Here is an 18,021-nt window from a genome sequence, read left to right as displayed (position 1 = left end):
TGCGTCATTGCGAGGAGCGCAGCGACGAAGCAATCCATGCCCCGGCTTGCGGCGCCATGGATTGCTTCGCGGAGCCTGTCATCGGGCGCGCATTCGCGCGACCCGTTGGCTCGCAATGACGCGGTGAGAGCTTACCGCCCGCCAAACAGCGCCCGCTCGCTCTCCACCGTCTCGCTGATGTAATCGGCCACCGCCCTGATCCGCGCCAGATCCTTGCTGTCGGCGTGCATCAGCATCCAGAACGTGCGCGAGATCCTGACCTCGTCGGGCAGCACCGCGCTCAATTCGGGATGCGCCTTCGCCATGAAATGCGGGAGCACGGCGATGCCGAAACCGGCGATGGTGGCGTTGAGCTGCGCGATCAGGTTGGCGCTGCGGAATTTGGCCGAGATTTTTGGCGAGACCTGCGGCAGGTAGTCCAGTTCCGGCGTGAACAGCAGTTCCTCGATATAGCCGACGAAGCGATGTCCCGGCAGGTCGCCGCGCGATACGATTTTGGGGGCCCGGTCGAGATAGGCCGGCGCGGCATAGAGCCCGAGACTGTAGTCGAGCAGCTTGCGCCCGACGATCCGGCCCTCCTTGGGCATGGAGAGGCTGATCGCAATGTCGGCCTCGCGCTTCGACAGGCTGAACAGCCGTGCGGTGGCGACGAGCTGCAGGTCGAGATCGGGATACCGCTCGGTGAATTTCAGAAGCCGCGCGGCCAGGAAATGGCTGCCGAACCCGTCGGGGGCGCCGATCCGGACCGTTCCGGTGAGCTGGGCGCGCGAGCCGCCGACCGCCTCCTGGTTGGCGACGATGGTGGATTCCATCGCCTCCGCGCTGTCGGCCACGCGCTGGCCGGCTTCGGTCAGGAGGTAGCCGGTCTTGCGGCGGTTGAACAGTTTTGCGGAGAGATGCCGTTCCAGCCGGTCGACACGGCGGATCACGGTGGCATGATCGACCGATAGCTGCTTGGCGGCAGCGGAAACCGATCCGCCGCGCACGATCGCCAGCACGAAACGGAAGTCATCCCAGTCGATCGTCTTGGTGCCTTGATCCAGCATTTCCGCACATCTATGGTGCAATATATCGGACTTGTATCCCAAGAAATGCAGGTCAAAAAGGGGCTCGAAAGCGATCCCAGACGGGACCTTAGGGAGATCATTCATGCGCTCAATCGGACACTTTATCGGCGGCAAAGAGGTCAAGGGAACGTCTGGCCGGACGGCCGACGTGTTCGAGCCGATGACCGGCGACGTCCAGGCCAAGGTGGCCCTGGCATCAAGAGCGGAAGTCCGCGCGGCCGTCGAAAACGCTGCGCTCGCCCAGCCCGAATGGGCCAACACCAATCCGCAGCGCCGCGCGCGGGTGATGATGAAGTTCCTCGAACTGGTGCAGCGCGACTATGACAAGCTCGCTGAATTGCTGGCACGGGAGCACGGCAAGACCGTTCCCGACGCCAAGGGCGACATCCAGCGCGGCCTCGAAGTCGTGGAATTCGCCTGCGGTATTCCGCATCTGCTGAAGGGCGAATACACCGAGGGCGCCGGTCCCGGCATCGACATTTACTCGCTGCGGCAGCCGCTTGGAGTCGTCGCCGGCATCACGCCGTTCAATTTCCCGGCGATGATCCCGATGTGGAAATTCGCGCCCGCGATCGCCTGCGGCAACGCCTTTATCCTGAAGCCTTCGGAGCGCGATCCCGGCGTGCCGATGCGGCTGGCCGAGCTGATGATGGAAGCAGGGCTGCCGCCCGGCATCCTCAACGTCGTCAACGGCGACAAGGAAGCCGTCGATGCCATCCTTGACGATCCCGATATCAAGGCGATCGGCTTCGTCGGCTCGACGCCGATCGCACAATACATCTATGAGCGCGCGGCCCAGACCGGCAAGCGCTGCCAGTGTTTTGGCGGCGCCAAGAACCACGCCATCGTGATGCCCGACGCCGATATGGACCAAACCGTCGATGCCTTGATCGGCGCTGGCTACGGCTCGGGCGGCGAGCGCTGCATGGCGGTGTCGGTCGCGGTCCCCGTCGGCAAAACCACCGCCGACCGGCTAATGGAAAAGCTGATCCCGCGCGTGGAGTCGCTCAAGATCGGCACCTCGGTCGATCCGTCCGCCGATTACGGCCCGCTGGTGACGCGCGAAGCTGTCGAGAAGGTGAAGAACTACATCGATATCGGTATCAAGGAAGGCGCCACGCTCGCTGTCGACGGCCGCGGCTTCAAGATGCAGGGCTACGAGAAGGGCTTTTATCTCGGCGGTTCGCTGTTCGACAACGTCACCAAGGACATGCGGATCTACAAGGAAGAAATCTTCGGCCCCGTGCTCTCGGTGGTGCGCGCCCACGACTACAAGGAAGCGCTGGCGCTGCCGTCGGAGCATGACTACGGCAATGGTGTCGCAATCTTCACCCGCGACGGCGACGCCGCGCGCGACTTTGCCGCCAAGGTCAATGTCGGCATGGTCGGCATCAACGTGCCGATCCCGGTGCCGATCGCGTACTACACCTTCGGCGGTTGGAAGAAGTCGGGCTTCGGCGATCTCAACCAGCACGGTCCGGACTCGGTCCGCTTCTATACCAAGACCAAGACGGTGACCTCGCGCTGGCCGTCCGGTGTCAAGGAAGGCGCGGAGTTCTCGATCCCGCTGATGAAGTAACGCGTCACAGTCGAGGCGCGGGATGCAGTTCGCTCTCAACGAGGATCAGGTGGCGGTTCGCGACATGGCGCGCGAATTCGCCGCCGAGAAGATCGCGCCGCATGCGCTCCGCTGGGACGAGGAGAAGCATTTTCCAGTCGATGTGATGCGCGAGGCCGCGAGCCTCGGCATCGGCGGCATTTACATCAAGGACGACGTCGGCGGCTCTGCCATGACCCGCTTCGACGCCGCCCTGATCTTCGAGGCGCTGGCGACCGGCTGTCCGACGGTGTCGGCCTTCATCTCGATCCATAACATGGCGTCCTGGATGATCGATGCCTATGGCAACGATACCCAGCGGCAAAAATGGCTGCCAAAGCTCTGCACCATGGAGCAGCTGGCGAGTTATTGCCTGACGGAACCGGGCTCCGGCTCGGACGCCGCAGCGCTGCGCACCCGCGCGGTGCGCGAGGGCGATCATTATGTGCTCAACGGCCAGAAACAGTTCATCTCCGGCGCCGGCGGCGGCGACCTCTATGTCGTGATGGTGCGGACCGGCGGCGAGGGGCCCGGCGGCATCTCGACGCTGGTGATCCCGGCCGATACGCCGGGCGTTTCCTTCGGCGCCAACGAGCGCAAGATGGGCTGGAACGCGCAGCCGACCCGCGCAGTGATGTTTGAGAACGCGCGCGTGCCGGTCGAGAACCGGCTGGGCGAGGAGGGCATCGGCTTCAAGATCGCGATGGCCGGGCTCGACGGCGGCCGCCTCAACATCGCGGCGTGCTCGCTCGGCGGCGCGCAGAGCGCGCTTGATAAATCGCTGGCCTACATGAAGGAGCGAAAAGCCTTCGGCAAGCGCCTCGATGAATTCCAGGCGCTGCAGTTTCGCCTCGCCGACATGGCGACCGAGCTGGAGGCGGCGCGGACGTTCGTGTGGCGCGCGGCGGCGGCGCTCGACCGCAAGGATGCGGATGCCACCATGCTGTGCGCGATGGCCAAACGGTTCGGGACCGATGTCGGCTTCGAGGTCGCCAACCAGGCGCTACAGCTTCACGGCGGCTACGGCTACTTGAGCGAATACGGCATTGAAAAAATCGTCCGCGACCTGCGCGTGCACCAGATCTTGGAAGGCACCAACGAAATCATGCGGCTGATCGTGTCGCGCAACCTGATCGAGGGCGCGCGATGACGGATACTGCCATTGCAGACGGCGACCTGATCGCGCGCAAGGAAGGTTCGGCCGGCATCCTCCGTCTGAACCGGCCGAAGGCAATCAATGCCGTGACGCTGGAGATGTTTCACGACGTCGACAAGGCGCTTGATGTCTTTGAGGCCGATCCCGATGTTGCCGTGATCGTACTTGAAGGCGCCGGCGAGCGCGGCCTCTGCGCCGGCGGCGACATCCGCGCGCTATGGGAAAGCTCCAAGGTCAAGGGCGATCTCGGCAAGATTCTATGGCGCGACGAATACATCCTCAACGCCCGCATCAAGAAATTTCCGAAGCCGTATGTCGCTTTCATGGACGGCATCGTCATGGGTGGCGGCGTCGGACTGTCAGCGCACTCCAGCCATCGCGTCGTCACCGAGAGGACGAAACTCGCGATGCCGGAAGTCGGCCTTGGCTTCTTCCCCGACGTCGGCGGCACCTGGTTGTTGTCGCATTCGCCGGGCGAGATCGGCACCTATTTTGGCTTGACCGGGCAGACCATGAACGGTCCGGATGCCATTCATGCAAAGTTTGCCGATACGGTGGTGCCGTCGGCAAAACTGCCGGCCTTGCGTGAGGCGTTGACGAAGGTAGCGCCGGGCACGACATCGGCTGACGTCAGGAAACTGATCGAGGGCTTTTCGACCGGAGAGACGGCCGGGCCGGTCGCCGCGCAGCAGGCGAAGATCGACACGCTATTCTCTCACGATCGCATGGAAGACATCATCGCGGCGCTGCAGCGCGATGATTCTGATTTCGCGCAGGCGACGCTAAAGACGCTGAACGAAAAGTCGCCGCGCGGCATGGTGGTGACGCTCAAGCTGCTAAGGCTGGCGCGTAGCGCGCGCTCGCTGGAGGAATGCCTGGTGCGGGAATATCGCGCCGCACTGGAAGTGTTTGCCAGCGACGATTTCCGTGAGGGCGTGCGCGCCGCCGTAATCGACAAGGACCGTAGCCCAAAATGGTCGCCGCCGCGCATCGAGGACGTGACGCCGGAACTGGTCGCGCCTTACTTCGCCGAGATCGGCGCCAATGAGCTGAAATTTCCCTGATCAGAACAGAAAAGTCTTAGCGGAGGATTCGAGATGGCAAGTATCGCATTTATTGGCCTCGGCAATATGGGCGGGCCGATGGCGGCTAATCTGGTCAAGGCCGGCCACAAGGTCACCGCGTTCGATCTGGTTGCCGCATCGCGCGATCAGGCCAAGGCAGACGGCGCTGATATCGCGGAGAGTTCGGTCGCTTCCGTCAAGGGCGCCGATGTCGTCATCACCATGCTGCCGGCGGGTAAGCATGTGCTGTCGGTCTGGAACGAGGTCGTCCCTGCCATGACCAAGGACACACTGATCATCGATTGCTCGACCATCGACGTCGAAAGCGCCAAGCAGGCGCATGCGCTGGCTGCGAAGCACGGCATGCTCTCGGTTGACGCGCCGGTGTCGGGCGGAACCGGCGGCGCCAAGGGTGCGACGCTGACCTTCATGTGCGGCGGCGAGGAAAAGGCTTTTGCGGCGGCGAAACCCGTGCTGGAGAACATGGGCAAGAAGATCGTGCATTGCGGTGCCGCCGGTGCAGGGCAGGCCGCCAAGATCTGCAACAACATGATACTCGCGGTATCCATGATTGCAGTGGGTGAGGCCTTTGCGCTAGCGGAGAAGCTGGGCCTCTCGCATCAGGCACTGTTCGACGTCGCCTCGACCTCATCGGGGCAGTGCTGGGCGCTGACGTCCTATTGCCCCGTTCCGGGTCCGGTGCCGACCTCGCCGGCGAACAACGGTTACAAGCCCGGCTTTGCATCGGCCTTGATGGTAAAGGACCTCACGCTGGCACAGGACGCGGCCAATGCCACCGGCGCCGCAACGCCGCTCGGCAAGCATGCGCAGGAAATCTACAAGGCTTTTGATGCCGCCGGCCATGGCGGGGTGGATTTTTCCGGGATTATCCAGCACGTTAGGAGCCTTGCTGCGAAATGATTTATTGCGTCATCCTGAGGTGCGAGCGACAGCGAGCCTCGAAGGATGATAAAGGCGGTGTGCGTGGCCCATCCTTCGAGACGCCGCGCAGGCGCGGCTCCTCAGGATGACGGTCGTGAGTGTGGAGGCATCAGAGAGAAGAGCATGACGACCTTCCAGGAAGCGCGCGCCTTTCTGCTCAAGCACCGCACCGATTACGATGCGGCCGTGAAGGGGTTTCGCTGGCCCGATCCGGTTCCATTCAACTGGGCGCTGGACTGGTTCGACACGGAGCTCGCGCGCAATCCTGACAGCCGGGATCGCCCGGCGCTCTGGATCGTCGATCCCGGCGACAAGGAGACAAAACTCACGTTCGCGACATTGTCGCGTCGCTCCAATCAGGTGGCGAACTTCCTGCGGACGCAGGGCCTGAAGCGCGGCGATCATCTGTTGCTGCTGCTCGGCAATGTCGTGCCGCTGTGGGAGACCATGCTGGCGGCGATGAAGCTCGGCGTCGTCGTGATTCCCGCGACCACGCTGCTTACGCCGGACGAGTTGCGCGATCGGCTCGACCGGGGCAGGGCGCGGGCGGTGGTCGCCTCGCAGGATCAAGTCGCAAAGTTTGCAGGCCTTGGCGGCGAGGGACTGGTGCGCATTGTGGTCGGCGCGGCATCGAAGCACGATGGCTGGCTGCCCTTTGAACAGGCTGCCAGCGCCTCGGACGACTTTACGCCTGATGGCCCGACCAACGCCAACGACCCAATGCTGCTCTATTTCACCTCGGGCACCACGGCGAAACCAAAGCTGGTGCGGCACAGTCAGCGCAGCTATCCGGTCGGCCACCTCTCGACGATGTTCTGGCTCGGCCTGCAGCCGGGTGATATCCATCTGAACATCTCTTCGCCGGGCTGGGCCAAGCACGCCTGGAGCTGCTTCTTCGCGCCGTGGAATGCGGGGGCCACCGTGTTCGTGGTCAACCAGCCGCGTTTTGACGCAAAAGCCTTGCTCGCGACCGTCGGCCGCTGCGGCGTCACCACGCTGTGCGCACCGCCGACGGTATGGCGGCTATTCATTCAGGAGAAGCTCGCGGATTTCAAGGTCAGCCTGCGCGAGGTCTGCGGCGCGGGCGAGCCGCTCAATCCCGAAGTGATCGATCAGGTGAAGGCGGCGTGGGGCCTCACCATCCGCGACGGCTACGGCCAGACCGAGACCGCGGCGCTGGCCGGAAACTCGCCGGGCCAGAAGGTCAAAGTCGGCTCGATGGGCCGTCCATTGCCGGGATACCTGGTGCGGATCACCGACAATGACGGCCACCTCACCAAGGAGGGCGAGGTGACACTCGTGCTCGGAGCCGACCGCCCCGCAGGCCTGATGCAGGGCTATCAGGGCGAGGATGGTAAATTGAGCGGCGCGGATGGCGATCTCTACCGCTCAGGCGACGTGGTGTTTGCCGACGACAAGGGCTATCTCACCTTTGTCGGCCGCTCCGACGACGTCTTCAAATCGTCGGACTACCGCATCAGCCCGTTCGAGCTGGAAAGCGTTTTGCTCGAACATGAGTGGGTAGCCGAAGCTGCCGTCGTCCCAAGTCCCGATCCGATCCGGCTCGCGATCCCCAAGGCCTATGTGCTGCTGGTCTCAGGCGTGGAGCGCTCGCCGGAGACGGCGCTGTCGATCTTCAAACACCTGCACACGCGGCTGGCGCCGTTCAAGCGCATCCGCAAGATTGAGCTGGTGACGGAGCTGCCGAAGACGATTTCGGGAAAAATCCGCCGCGTGCAGTTGCGCCGGCTGGAGCATGATAATAACCGCAGTGACGCGCTGCGCGGCGCCGAGTTCCGCGAAGAAGAATTCCCGGAGTTGCAGAAGGTGCGGACCGCCGGGCTGGAGAGCTAACGAATGAATGAAGTCTGGAAGAAGCCGCCGGTCTCGCTATCGGCCTATCAGGCCATGGTGGGCAAGGAGATCGGGGTGTCGTCGTGGCACTTGATCGACCAGAACCGGATCAACCTCTATGCCGACGTGATCGAGGACCATCAGTTCATCCATGTCGATCCTGAACGCGCCAAGAGGGAAACCGCGTTCGGAAATACCATCGCGCACGGCTTTCTGACGATGTCGCTGCTGAGCATCATGTCCTATGAGGTGATGCCGGTCATCGAGGGCACGTCGATGGGCGTCAATTACGGCTTCGACAAGCTGCGTTTCCTCTCGCCGGTGCGCGCCGGTTCGCAGGTCCGCGGCCGCTTCACGCTTGTTGAAGCCAAGCTGCGCAAGCCGAAAGAGCTGCAGTCGCGCACCAACGTCACCGTCGAGATCGAGGGCGAGGACAAGCCGGCGCTGGTCGCCGACTGGATCGGGCTGATCTATTTCAGCTAGGTTTTGCCCGTCATGGCCGGGCTAAAGCGCGAAGCGTGTCTTCAAACCAGTTGACCCGGCCATCCATCGCTGATCAAAAATGATCAATCTCTTTCGTACCCTCTCCCCTTGTGGGAGAGGGTGGCTTCGCGAAGCGAAGCCCGGTGAGGGGTTCTCTCCGCGGAGACAGACCCCTCATCCGGCGCCGTAGCCGACGCTACGCGTCGGCGTTGCACTAAGAAACAGCGGCCATAGGCCGCCTATGCCACCTTCTCCCACAAGGGGAGAAGGGAAGAAAAACAGGAATTCCAAATATGGCAATCAGGTTTGACGGACGCGTCGCAATCGTCACGGGCGCGGGCAATGGTCTGGGACGGGCGCATGCGCTGGGGCTGGCGAGCCGCGGCGCCAAGGTGGTGGTCAACGACTTCGGTGGTGCGCGGGACGGCACCGGCGGTTCGCTGACGCCGGCCGAATCCGTAGTCGAGGAAATCCGCAAAGCGGGCGGCACCGCGATGGCCGACGGCGCCGATGTCTCCAAGTTCGGACAAGTCACGGCGATGGTCGAGCGGGCCACGAAGGAGTGGGGCAGTGTCGATCTGCTCTGCGCCAATGCCGGCATTTTGCGCGACAAGTCGTTTGCCAAAATGGATGTCGCCGACTTTGCCAAGGTGCTCGATGTCCATCTCGTTGGTACATTTTACTGCTGCAAGGCGGTGTGGACCGGCATGCGGGAGCGCAATTACGGCCGCATCGTGCTGACCACCTCGTCGTCGGGCCTGTTCGGCAATTTCGGCCAGGCCAATTACGGCGCGGCCAAAGCCGGCTTGGTGGGCCTGATGAACGTGCTGGCCGAGGAAGGCCGCAAGAACAACATCCACGTCAACACGATCTCACCAACTGCAGCGACCCGCATGACGGAGGAACTGCTGCCACCGCAGGCGCTGGCGCTGATGAAGCCCGAGGCGATCACGCCGGCGGTGGAATTCTTGCTGAGCGAAGACGCCCCGACCCGCACCATCATGGGCGCGGGCGCGGGCTCCTTCGCGGTGATCAAGATCATCGAAACCGAAGGCATTAACCTGCCGCAGTCCGACTGGACGCCGGATGCGATCGCGGCACATTTCGCCGAGATCGACGATGTCTCGAAAGCCAAGGCGCTGCAGGGCGCCTTCGAGCAGACGCAGAAGTATGTCGCCCAGGCCGCGGCACGGGCGGGCATCAAGCTGTAGCTTTAAGGCACGCGTAGGGTGGGCAAAAGCGCCCTTAGCGCCGTGCCCACCATGCATCCTCGTCGTCGGTGAATAATGGTGGGCATGCTTCGCTTTGCCCACCCTACGCACCGCCACTTCGGCCTGCGTTCCCGTCATGCCATTGCCGTCACAACACATCGCCGTCATCGGCGCCGGTCCCGCCGGGCTGATGACGGCCGAAGTGCTCGCACAAGGCGGCGTCAACGTCACCGTCTATGACGCGATGCCGTCGGCGGCGCGCAAATTTCTCATGGCGGGGCGCGGAGGGCTCAACCTCACGCACAGCGAGCCGTTGCCGCAGTTCCTTGCCCGCTACCGCGAGGCGATGCCGCACCTGAAAACCGCCATCGAAGTATTTCCGCCGCAGGCGTTGCGCGACTGGAGCGACGCGCTTGGGCAGGAGACCTTTGTCGGTTCCAGCGGACGGGTGTTTCCAAAAGCGTTCAAGGCGTCGCCTGTGCTGCGGGCCTGGCTGCGGCGGCTGGATGCGATGGGCGTAAGACTGGCGCTGCGCCACCGCTGGACCGGCTGGAATGAGCAGGGCCGCCTGCGCTTTGAAACGCCTGGTGGACCGCTCGTCGTCGAGCCTCGTGCAACCGTGCTGGCGCTCGGGGGCGCGAGTTGGCCGCGGCTTGGTTCAGACGGCACGTGGACGGAAATGCTCGCCGCGAAAGGCGTGAAGATATCGCCGCTGCGGCCGGCCAATTCCGGCTTCACCGTCGCCTGGTCGGAAATTTTCCGCGACCGCTTTGAAGGTCAACCGCTCAAGGGCGTGGCGCTGATCTTTGGAGCGCATACCGTGCGAGGCGAAGCCATCGTCACTCGCACCGGCATCGAGGGCGGCGCGATCTATGCGCTGTCTGCCGAGTTGCGTGAGGCCATCCTGCGCGATGGGCACGCAACACTGAATATCGCCTTACGTCCCGACGCGGAGACCGGTGAACTGATCGCGAAATTGTCCGCAGCCAAGGGCAAGCAGTCCTTCTCGAATTTTCTCCGCAAGACGGCAAATCTTTCGCCCATCGCGATCGGGCTGTTGCAGGAGTCAGCCAAGACATACGGGAAGTCACTAGCCGCGCTTTCTCCGGCCGATCTCGCCCGCTTGATTCAGGCAGTGTCCGTTCAGCTCAACGGCATCGCGCCGATCGCGCGCGCGATTTCGACGGCGGGCGGCATCGCCCTCGACGAACTTGACGATGCCTTCATGATCCGGCGCCTGCCGGGCGTGTTCGCCGCCGGCGAGATGCTTGATTGGGAAGCGCCGACCGGCGGCTATCTCTTGCAGGCGTCATTCGCGACGGGTGCGGCCGCTGGGCGGGGTGTGCTGAAGTGGCTAAATTCGTAGGATGGGTAGAGCGCAGCGAAACCCACCGTCCAGCCCCTCGGCAAGTCTCGATGGGTTTCGCTGCGCTCTACCCATTCTACGAACGTGTCACCGCAGCTTTCCCCGCGCCGCGACCGGCAGCGTGCCGATGATCTCCTCGCCGCGCACCATCACCACCTCGTCCATCATGTTGACGACGACGCAGACATGGTTCGGCACGATCCGCACGACGTCGCCGACATTCGGCCGCGTGTTGCTGCGGGTCAGGTCGAGGAAGCCGTGCTCTTCCGCAAAGCGCGCGATCCTGGCCTCCGGATGCTCCAGGATCAATCCGTAACCGTCGAGGCCGCCGCCGGGATCCGATGTCAGTGTCTTCGAGCCGGCGTCCAGAATGCCGCGGTCCGGGCCGGCGCGGCTCACGACTGTGGAATAGATGTTCAGCGCGCAATCGTCCCATTCGGCGACGCCGGCCGCGACCTGCATGCGGTCGTTGTAGATATAAGTGCCCGGCCGGTGTTCGGTCGCGCCCTTGAGCTTGCCGAGATTCTTCAGGTTCGGTGAGCCGCCGGTCGAAACCATCGTCGCATCGAGCCCGTGCGCGCGGACACCCGCCAGCGCCTCGTCGAAAAACTTCTGTGCCTCAGCCCAGCCGGTCTCGGTCGGGTACAGCATGAAGCCCGCAAATTGCAGCCCCTTCGAGCCCGCAATCTCGCGTGCCAGCGCAATCGCTTCGGCCGGCGTTTCGACGCCGGCGCGCTTGCGCCCCGTATCGCACTCGACCACGACCGATAGCGGACGGCCCGACGCGGCGGCGGCCTGCGGCAGGCCGGCGATCACGGTCGAATTGTCGGCGGCCACCGTCATGTTGGCCTTGGCCTGCAGCGCCGCGAGGCGCGCCATCTTCTCCTCGCCGATCAGATTGTAGCTGATCAGGATGTCATCGATCCCGGCTTCCGCCATCACCTCGGCCTCGCCGAGTTTTTGGCAGGTGATGCCCCTGGCGCCGGCCGCGACCTGCATCTGTGCGAGCAGCGGGCTCTTGTGGGTCTTGATATGCGGCCGGTTGGCGACACCGGCGCTATCGCAGGCGACCTGAACCCGCGCGATGTTGCGCTCGACGCGGTCCATGTCGATGACCGCGCAGGGCGTGCCGTATTCGCGGGCGATTTTTGCGGCGAGGGGCGTTGTCATGACGTGAACTCCGGTTGTCCTTTTCGTCATTGCGAGCGAAGCGAAGCAATCCATCGTGCGGCATAACGGATGGGTGGATTGCTTCGTCGCTTCGCTCCTCGCAATGACGGTAGAAATGCCTACGCCTGCTCGATCTCTTCGCGCAAAACCTCAAGCTCCAGCCACCGGTCCTCGGCGGCCGCGAGTTCTTCCTGCGCCTTGGCGATCGCAGCAGATGCCGCGTCGAACTTCTTGCGATCCTTGGCGTAGAGGTCGGGATCGTCAAGCAGCTTTTGCTGCTTTGCGATCTCGGCCTGCAATTTTGCGATCGTCTTCGGCAGCGTTTCCAGCGCGTGCTTTTCGTTGAAGTTCAGCCGGCGCTTTGGGGCGGCGGAAGGGGCCGTAGCTCTGGTCTCTTTCTTTTCCTCAACTGGCGCCGGTTCCTTGACAGATTCCCGCGACAAATCCTCGCCGCGCTGCGCCAGCATATCGGTATAGCCGCCGGCATACTCGATCCAGCGGCCATTGCCTTCAGGCACGATCACCGACGTCACCACGCGATCGAGGAAATCGCGATCGTGGCTGATCAGGATCACGGTGCCCTCGTAATCGCCAAGCATCTCCTCGAGCACGTCGAGCGTTTCGAGGTCGAGGTCGTTGGTCGGCTCGTCCAGTACCAGGAGGTTCGACGGCTTTGCCAGCGCGCGCGCCAGCATCAGCCGGCCGCGCTCGCCGCCGGAAAGCACCTCCAGCGGCGTGCGCATCTGTTCTTGCGCGAAAAGAAAGTCCTTCATGTAGCTGACCACGTGTTTCGGCTTGCCGCCGACCATGACGTGGTCGCCGCGGCCGCCGGTCAGCGCTTCCGCGAGCGTCGATTTCGGATCGAGGCTTTCACGATGCTGGTCGAGGGTGGCCATTTCGATATTGGCGCCGAGCCGGACCGTGCCGCTATCGGGCGGATCGTTGCCGATCAAAAGATGAACCAGCGTAGTTTTCCCGGCGCCGTTCGGTCCGACGATGCCGATGCGGTCACCGCGCTGGACCCGAATTGAGAAGCCATCGACAATCTTGCGGTCGCCATAGGCCTTGGCGATGTTCTTCGCCTCGATGACCAGCCGGCCAGATTTGTCAGCTTCAGCGGCCGCGAGGTTGGCATTGCCGTCAGCACCGCGATAATTTCGCCGCTGGTCGCGCAGCGCGTGCAGATTGCCGAGCCGCTTGACGTTGCGCTTGCGGCGGCCGGAAACGCCATAGCGCAGCCAGTGTTCCTCGTTGACGATCTTGCGGTCGAGCTTGTGCTGCTCGCGCTTTTCTTCCGCCAGCACTTCGTCGCGCCAGGCCTCGAAGGCGGAGAAGCCGCGATCGATCTGCCGGATCTGGCCGCGGTCGAGCCAGGCGGTCGAACGCGACAGGTTGGAGAGGAAACGGCGGTCGTGGCTGATGAGGACGAGCGCGCATTTGCGGCTCGCCAGTTCACCTTCCAGCCATTCAATGGTTGGGAGGTCGAGATGGTTGGTTGGCTCGTCCAACAGCAGAATATCGGGCGAGGGCGCCAGCACCCGCGCCAGCGCGGCGCGGCGGGCCTCGCCGCCGGAGACATGCGCGGGGTCTTCATCGCCGGAGAGCCCAAGCTGTTCGACAAGATAGCGCGCCTGGTAGTGATCATCGCCGGGGCCGAGGCCTGCCTCGACATAGGCCAGCGTGGTCTTGTGGTCGCCGAAGTCAGGCTCCTGCGGCAGATAGCGGATGGTGGCGCCGGGCTGCACGAAGCGGCTGCCGCTGTCGGGCTCGACCAAGCCGGCGGCGATCTTGAGCAGCGTCGATTTGCCGGAGCCGTTGCGGCCGATCAGGCAGACGCGCTCGCCCGACGACACCGACAATTCCACGCCCGATAACAGCGGCGTGCCGCCAAACGTCAGCCTGATGTCTTTCAACTGGATCAGCGGCGGCGCCATCGTTCAATCCTGGTTCGGCGCAGACTGCTGCGCCCGCTGGCGCTGGATGCGGCGGATGGCTTGGTCGAGCGCCGACAGGAACGCCGAGCGGTCGCGCGGTGCAAAGGACTTTGGACCGCCGGTGACTTCGCCAGACGAGCGCAAATCCGTCATCAGATTGCGTACTGCCAGCGTCATGCCGATCGATGCTTCCGTGAACGGCTTGCCGTTCGGCGCGATCACCTCCGCGCCGGCTTTCACGCAGCGGCTGGCGAGCGGAATATCCGATGTGATGACGATGTCGCCGCGGCCGGCGCGCTCAGCGATCCAGTTGTCGGCGGCGTCCATGCCGGAACCGGCAGCGATGCGCTCGATCAGCGGATCCTGCGGCACGCGGATGAAATTTCCCGCAACGACGCTGACCGGCAGGCCGTGGCGGGTCGCGACGCGATAGATCTCGTCCTTCACCGGGCAGGCGTCGGCATCGACATAGATGCGGGTGGGGTTCACGTCAGGCATTCAGTCAGGCATATCGGTTCGACAGCGGTTCTTTTGAACGCGCGTGGTAACCTATTCGATGCCGGAATGCGAGGAAAACAGAGGGTGGGAACACGCTTGCCTCGGCACATTCTTCGCGTACCATTACCGGCGGAAAAACAACCAAAAACAACAGGAAATGGCATGCCCATCGAGCCGTATTGCGTCCAAGCCTACAACACCGCCAAACAATCCGAAAACAAGATGCATGACGACACCGTGGCAAAGCGGTTCGGATTCTCGGGTGGACTGGTCCCCGGCGTCGACGTGATGGCCTATATGATGCATCAGCCAGTCGCCAAATGGGGCCGTGCCTTCCTCGACCGCGGACTGATCGAGGCGCGTTTCGTCAAGCCGGTCTATGACGGCGAACTCGCGGAGCTGACAGCGGAAGAAGACAACGGCGTGCTGTCGATCGAGGTGCAGAGCCGCGGCGAGCTTTGCGCCACCGGCACCGCGTCCTTGCCGGCGTCTGCGCTCGCGGTTTCGATTGCGGACTATAGGGAAGTCGCAGCCGTGGCCGAGCGCAAGCCAGTTAATGCCGCTTCGTATGAAGTCGGCAAATGGCTCGGCACCACCCCGCGCGACTGGGCGGGTGAAGCGGCCACGGGATATCTCGCCGACATCAGGGAAACCGATCCGATCTACGCCAGGGAAGGTCTCGGTCGTCCCGGCCTGCTGCAGCGGGTGATGAATCGCGTGCTGGTCGACAATGCCATCCTGGGCCCGTGGATTCACGTCGGCAGCCGCATGCAGCTTTTATCGGCCGCAAAAGCGGGAGACGTCATCACGGCGCGTGCGAAAGTAATCGGCAATTACGACAAGAAGGGCCACCGTTTCGTCGAACTCGACGCGCTGGTCGTCGGCAACGGCAACACGCCGCTGGCGCATTGCCACCACATCGCGATCTACCAGCCGCGCGAGCAGGCGGCGGCGTAGAAGGCGCGGCGGCGCCTCGCGATTCACCTGTCATTCCCCGCGAAGGCGGGAATCTAGTACGCCGCGGCTTCTCGTTTCTATCACTAACGTCTCTGGAATACTGGGTCACCCGCCTTCGCGGGTGATGACAGTTTCCTATGTGGCCAGTAGCGGCGCGCTACGCCGCCTGCTTCGCCTTGGCATCCCGAATCGCGCGCCACACCCGTTCCGGCGTCAGCGGCATGTCGATATGGGTGATGCCGTAATCCGACAGCGCGTCGATCACCGCGTTGACGATGCAGACGAGGCTGCCGGCGCAACCGGCTTCGCCGCAGCCCTTGGTGCCCAGCGGATTGGATTTTGCCGGCGAGGGATGGTCGCCGATTTCCATTGGCGGAATGTCTCCGGCCCGCGGTAGCGCGTAATCCATGAATGAGCCGGTGATCGGCTGGCCGCTGGCGTCGTAGCTGACCTGCTCCATCAGCGCTTGGCCGATGCCCTGCGCGACGCCGCCGTGCAACTGGCCGGCGACGATCATCGGATTGACCACGGTGCCGAAATCATTGACCGCGAAATAGCGGATGATCTTGACGACGCCGGTCTCGGGATCGATTTCCACTTCCGCAACATGGCAGCCGTTGGGGAAGGTGGACGGCGTGTCCTTGGTGGCATGGTCGACGTCGAGCGACAGCGGTACGCCTTCGGGCATCTTGCCCTCGCGCAGGCGCTTTGCCAGATCCATGATGCCGATCGAGCGGTCGGTGCCGGCGATGGTGAATCGGCCATTGGAAAATTCGATGTCGCCTTCGGATGCTTCCATCAGATGCGCGGCCGCCTGCTTGCCTTTTGCGATCACAAGCGCGGAGGCTTCCACGATCGCGTGACCCGTTGCCGTGATCGAGCGCGAGCCGCCGGTGCCGTTGCCGAAGCGGACGAGATCGCTGTCGTTCTGCTCGATCGTGATCTTTTCGAAGGGGACGCCGAGCTGCGCTGACAGCACCTGGGCGAACGGCGTGGCGTGGCCCTGGCCGTAGTCGAGCGTGCCGGTGGTCAGCTTCACTGAGCCGTCTGGCTCAAAGGTGATCTTGCCGAGTTCGCCGCTCGGCGGCGCGGTGACTTCGAGGTACGAGCCGACAGCGATGCCGCGCAGCTTGCCGTTCTTCTTGCTCTCCTTCTTGCGCTTGGCAAAATTGGCGTGATCGGAAATCTCCAGCGCCTTGTTGAAGACGCCTGCGAAATCGCCGCTGTCATAGGTGACGCCGCTCGCCGCCGCGAACGGCAGTTGCGACGGCTTGATGAAGTTGCGCTTGCGCAGCGTCAGCCGGTTGATGCCCATCTCGTCGGCGGCGCGGTCGATCAGCCGCTCCATGTAGTAGTTGGCCTCCGGCCGGCCGGCGCCGCGATAGGCGCCCATCAAGGTTGTGTTGGTCAAAACCGTCTTGATGTCGACGCCAAGCAGCGGCGTACGGTAGACGCTGGCGAGGTTCTTGCCGGTGTTGAGCGACAGCGGCCCCGGCGCGACACCGGTGATGTAGGCGCCGAGATTGCCGTAGCCCGAGAGCCGCACCGCGAGAAACTTGCCTTCGGCGTCGAGCGCCAGTTCGGCGTGGATGAGCTGCGCGCGACCGTGGCTGTCGGAGAGGAAGCTGGTCGAGCGTTCGTCGGTCCATTTTACCGGACGGCCCAGAACCTTCGCGGCGTGCAGGATGCAGGTGTATTCGGGATAGCTGACGTTCTTCATGCCGAAGGAGCCGCCGACATTGGCGGTCAGGATACGCACCTTGTCGTTCGGCACGTTGAGGATTTTCGCCAACGTCACCTTGTTACCGGAGACGCCCTGCGTCGGCACATGAAGCGTGAAGCGTTCGGCCGCCTTGTCGTAGGCGGCCAGCGCCACGCGCGGCTCCATCGACACCACGGCGACGCGGGTGTTGACGATATCGAGTTTTGTGACATGCGCGGCAGCGGCGAACGCGGCGTCGATCTTGGCCGTATCGCCATAGTGGTAGTCGAGCGCGACGTTGTTCGGGATGTGATCGTAAAGCTGCGGCGCGCCGGGCTTTGCGGCTTCCGCCGCATCGGTCACGGCAGGCAGCGGCTCGATGTCAAGCTCGACGGCCTCCGCCGCATCGCGCGCCTGCCCCAGCGTTTCCGCGACCACGAAGGCCACGGGGTCGCCGACGAAGCGCACCTTGTCGGTCGCCAGCGCCGGACGGTTGGTCTGCAACAGCGGCGATCCATCCCGGCTCTTCAGCGGCAGGCCGCAGGTGAAGGGGCCGTAGCCGGCGGCTTCCAGGTCCTTGCCGGTCCAGACGCCGAGCACGCCCGGCATCGCCTTGGCGGCGGCCGTGTCGATCCCCCTGATGATTCCGTGGGCATGGCTGGAGCGCACCATCCAGCAATAGGCCTGGCCGGGCAGGGTGAAATCGTCGGTGTATTTGCCCCTGCCGCGCACCAGCGTGTCGTCTTCCTTGCGGCGCACTGGCTGCCCCACACCGTATTTTTGCAGTGCGATAGCGTTGTCCAGAGAGGGGGCCGGCGTGTGATCTTGCATCGAAAGCACCTGAAATGCTGGGGATTCTCTTGGATTTCTTGCTGGATTCTGGGTTCCGCGAGTTCCCGCTCAGATAACGCACCGCGTCATGCACGACAACGCCTGATTGGGCATAGTCCTATGTGATGGGTTGTTGCGTAGCCCCTTGGCGCTGCTAAAGTTTCCGTGAACGGTAATTTTCTTCGGCGG

Annotated in this window: 14 protein-coding genes; 9 read left to right on the top strand and 5 right to left on the bottom strand. The window is 63.6% G+C overall.

All coding sequences use genetic code 11. The annotated features are described in order from the left end of the window. Positions 1-131: 131 nt before the first annotated feature. Positions 132-1,046 (bottom strand): LysR family transcriptional regulator, encoded by a 915-nt coding sequence (locus RX328_RS28860; RefSeq protein ID WP_213249828.1) that lies wholly within the window; start codon positions 1,044-1,046, stop codon positions 132-134. Positions 1,047-1,149: 103 nt separating this feature from the next. Here RX328_RS28860 and RX328_RS28855 point away from each other — a divergent pair, with 103 nt between their 5' ends. From RX328_RS28855 to RX328_RS28820, 8 genes are all read left to right on the top strand, one after another. Continuing rightward, positions 1,150-2,646, top strand: coding sequence for a CoA-acylating methylmalonate-semialdehyde dehydrogenase (locus RX328_RS28855; protein WP_213249830.1), 1,497 nt, complete (start codon positions 1,150-1,152; stop codon positions 2,644-2,646). 22 nt (positions 2,647-2,668) lie between these two features. Beyond that, positions 2,669-3,814, top strand: coding sequence for an isobutyryl-CoA dehydrogenase (locus tag RX328_RS28850; RefSeq protein ID WP_213249832.1), 1,146 nt, complete (start codon positions 2,669-2,671; stop codon positions 3,812-3,814). Beyond that, entirely contained in the window at positions 3,811-4,884 is a 1,074-nt protein-coding gene (locus RX328_RS28845) for an enoyl-CoA hydratase/isomerase family protein (RefSeq protein WP_213249834.1), read from the top strand. The genes RX328_RS28850 and RX328_RS28845 overlap by 4 nt, the downstream gene beginning before the upstream one ends. Before the next feature lie 33 nt (positions 4,885-4,917). Beyond that, positions 4,918-5,805: a 3-hydroxyisobutyrate dehydrogenase gene (gene mmsB, locus RX328_RS28840; RefSeq protein ID WP_213249835.1), complete on the top strand. Its 888-nt coding sequence runs from the start codon at positions 4,918-4,920 to the stop codon at positions 5,803-5,805. A 144-nt stretch (positions 5,806-5,949) separates the two neighbouring features. After that, positions 5,950-7,680: an AMP-binding protein gene (locus RX328_RS28835; RefSeq protein WP_213249836.1), complete on the top strand. Its 1,731-nt coding sequence runs from the start codon at positions 5,950-5,952 to the stop codon at positions 7,678-7,680. Between the two features lie 3 nt (positions 7,681-7,683). Beyond that, entirely contained in the window at positions 7,684-8,163 is a 480-nt protein-coding gene (locus RX328_RS28830; protein ID WP_213249837.1) for a MaoC family dehydratase, read from the top strand. 293 nt (positions 8,164-8,456) lie between these two features. After that, entirely contained in the window at positions 8,457-9,374 is a 918-nt protein-coding gene (locus RX328_RS28825; protein WP_213249838.1) for an SDR family NAD(P)-dependent oxidoreductase, read from the top strand. 136 nt (positions 9,375-9,510) lie between these two features. Then, entirely contained in the window at positions 9,511-10,740 is a 1,230-nt protein-coding gene (locus RX328_RS28820) for an NAD(P)/FAD-dependent oxidoreductase (protein WP_213249839.1), read from the top strand. A gap of 87 nt (positions 10,741-10,827) precedes the next feature. On the opposite strand, the gene RX328_RS28815 is transcribed toward RX328_RS28820, so the two are convergent. The 3 genes from RX328_RS28815 to RX328_RS28805 all read right to left on the bottom strand — a co-directional run bounded on the left by RX328_RS28815 (position 10,828) and on the right by RX328_RS28805 (position 14,342). Next, positions 10,828-11,910, bottom strand: a complete 1,083-nt coding sequence (locus tag RX328_RS28815; protein ID WP_213249840.1) for a D-TA family PLP-dependent enzyme — start codon at positions 11,908-11,910, stop codon at positions 10,828-10,830. A gap of 119 nt (positions 11,911-12,029) precedes the next feature. Continuing rightward, positions 12,030-13,844, bottom strand: coding sequence for an ABC-F family ATP-binding cassette domain-containing protein (locus RX328_RS28810; protein ID WP_213249842.1), 1,815 nt, complete (start codon positions 13,842-13,844; stop codon positions 12,030-12,032). Between the two features lie 3 nt (positions 13,845-13,847). Next, positions 13,848-14,342, bottom strand: a complete 495-nt coding sequence (locus RX328_RS28805; RefSeq protein WP_213249844.1) for a YaiI/YqxD family protein — start codon at positions 14,340-14,342, stop codon at positions 13,848-13,850. A gap of 162 nt (positions 14,343-14,504) precedes the next feature. Here RX328_RS28805 and RX328_RS28800 point away from each other — a divergent pair, with 162 nt between their 5' ends. Continuing rightward, positions 14,505-15,299, top strand: coding sequence for a hypothetical protein (locus RX328_RS28800; RefSeq protein WP_213249846.1), 795 nt, complete (start codon positions 14,505-14,507; stop codon positions 15,297-15,299). A 157-nt stretch (positions 15,300-15,456) separates the two neighbouring features. Here RX328_RS28800 and RX328_RS28795 read toward each other — a convergent pair whose 3' ends face one another. Next, the gene (locus RX328_RS28795; RefSeq protein WP_213249848.1) at positions 15,457-17,832 is read right to left on the bottom strand and encodes a xanthine dehydrogenase family protein molybdopterin-binding subunit; all 2,376 of its coding nucleotides are present in this window, start codon (positions 17,830-17,832) and stop codon (positions 15,457-15,459) included. Positions 17,833-18,021 lie beyond the last annotated feature (189 nt).

It is taken from the genome of Bradyrhizobium sp. sBnM-33, from assembly GCF_032917945.1.
Lineage (GTDB): Bacteria > Pseudomonadota > Alphaproteobacteria > Rhizobiales > Xanthobacteraceae > Bradyrhizobium.
This window is presented reverse-complemented; position numbering and strand designations above follow the sequence as displayed.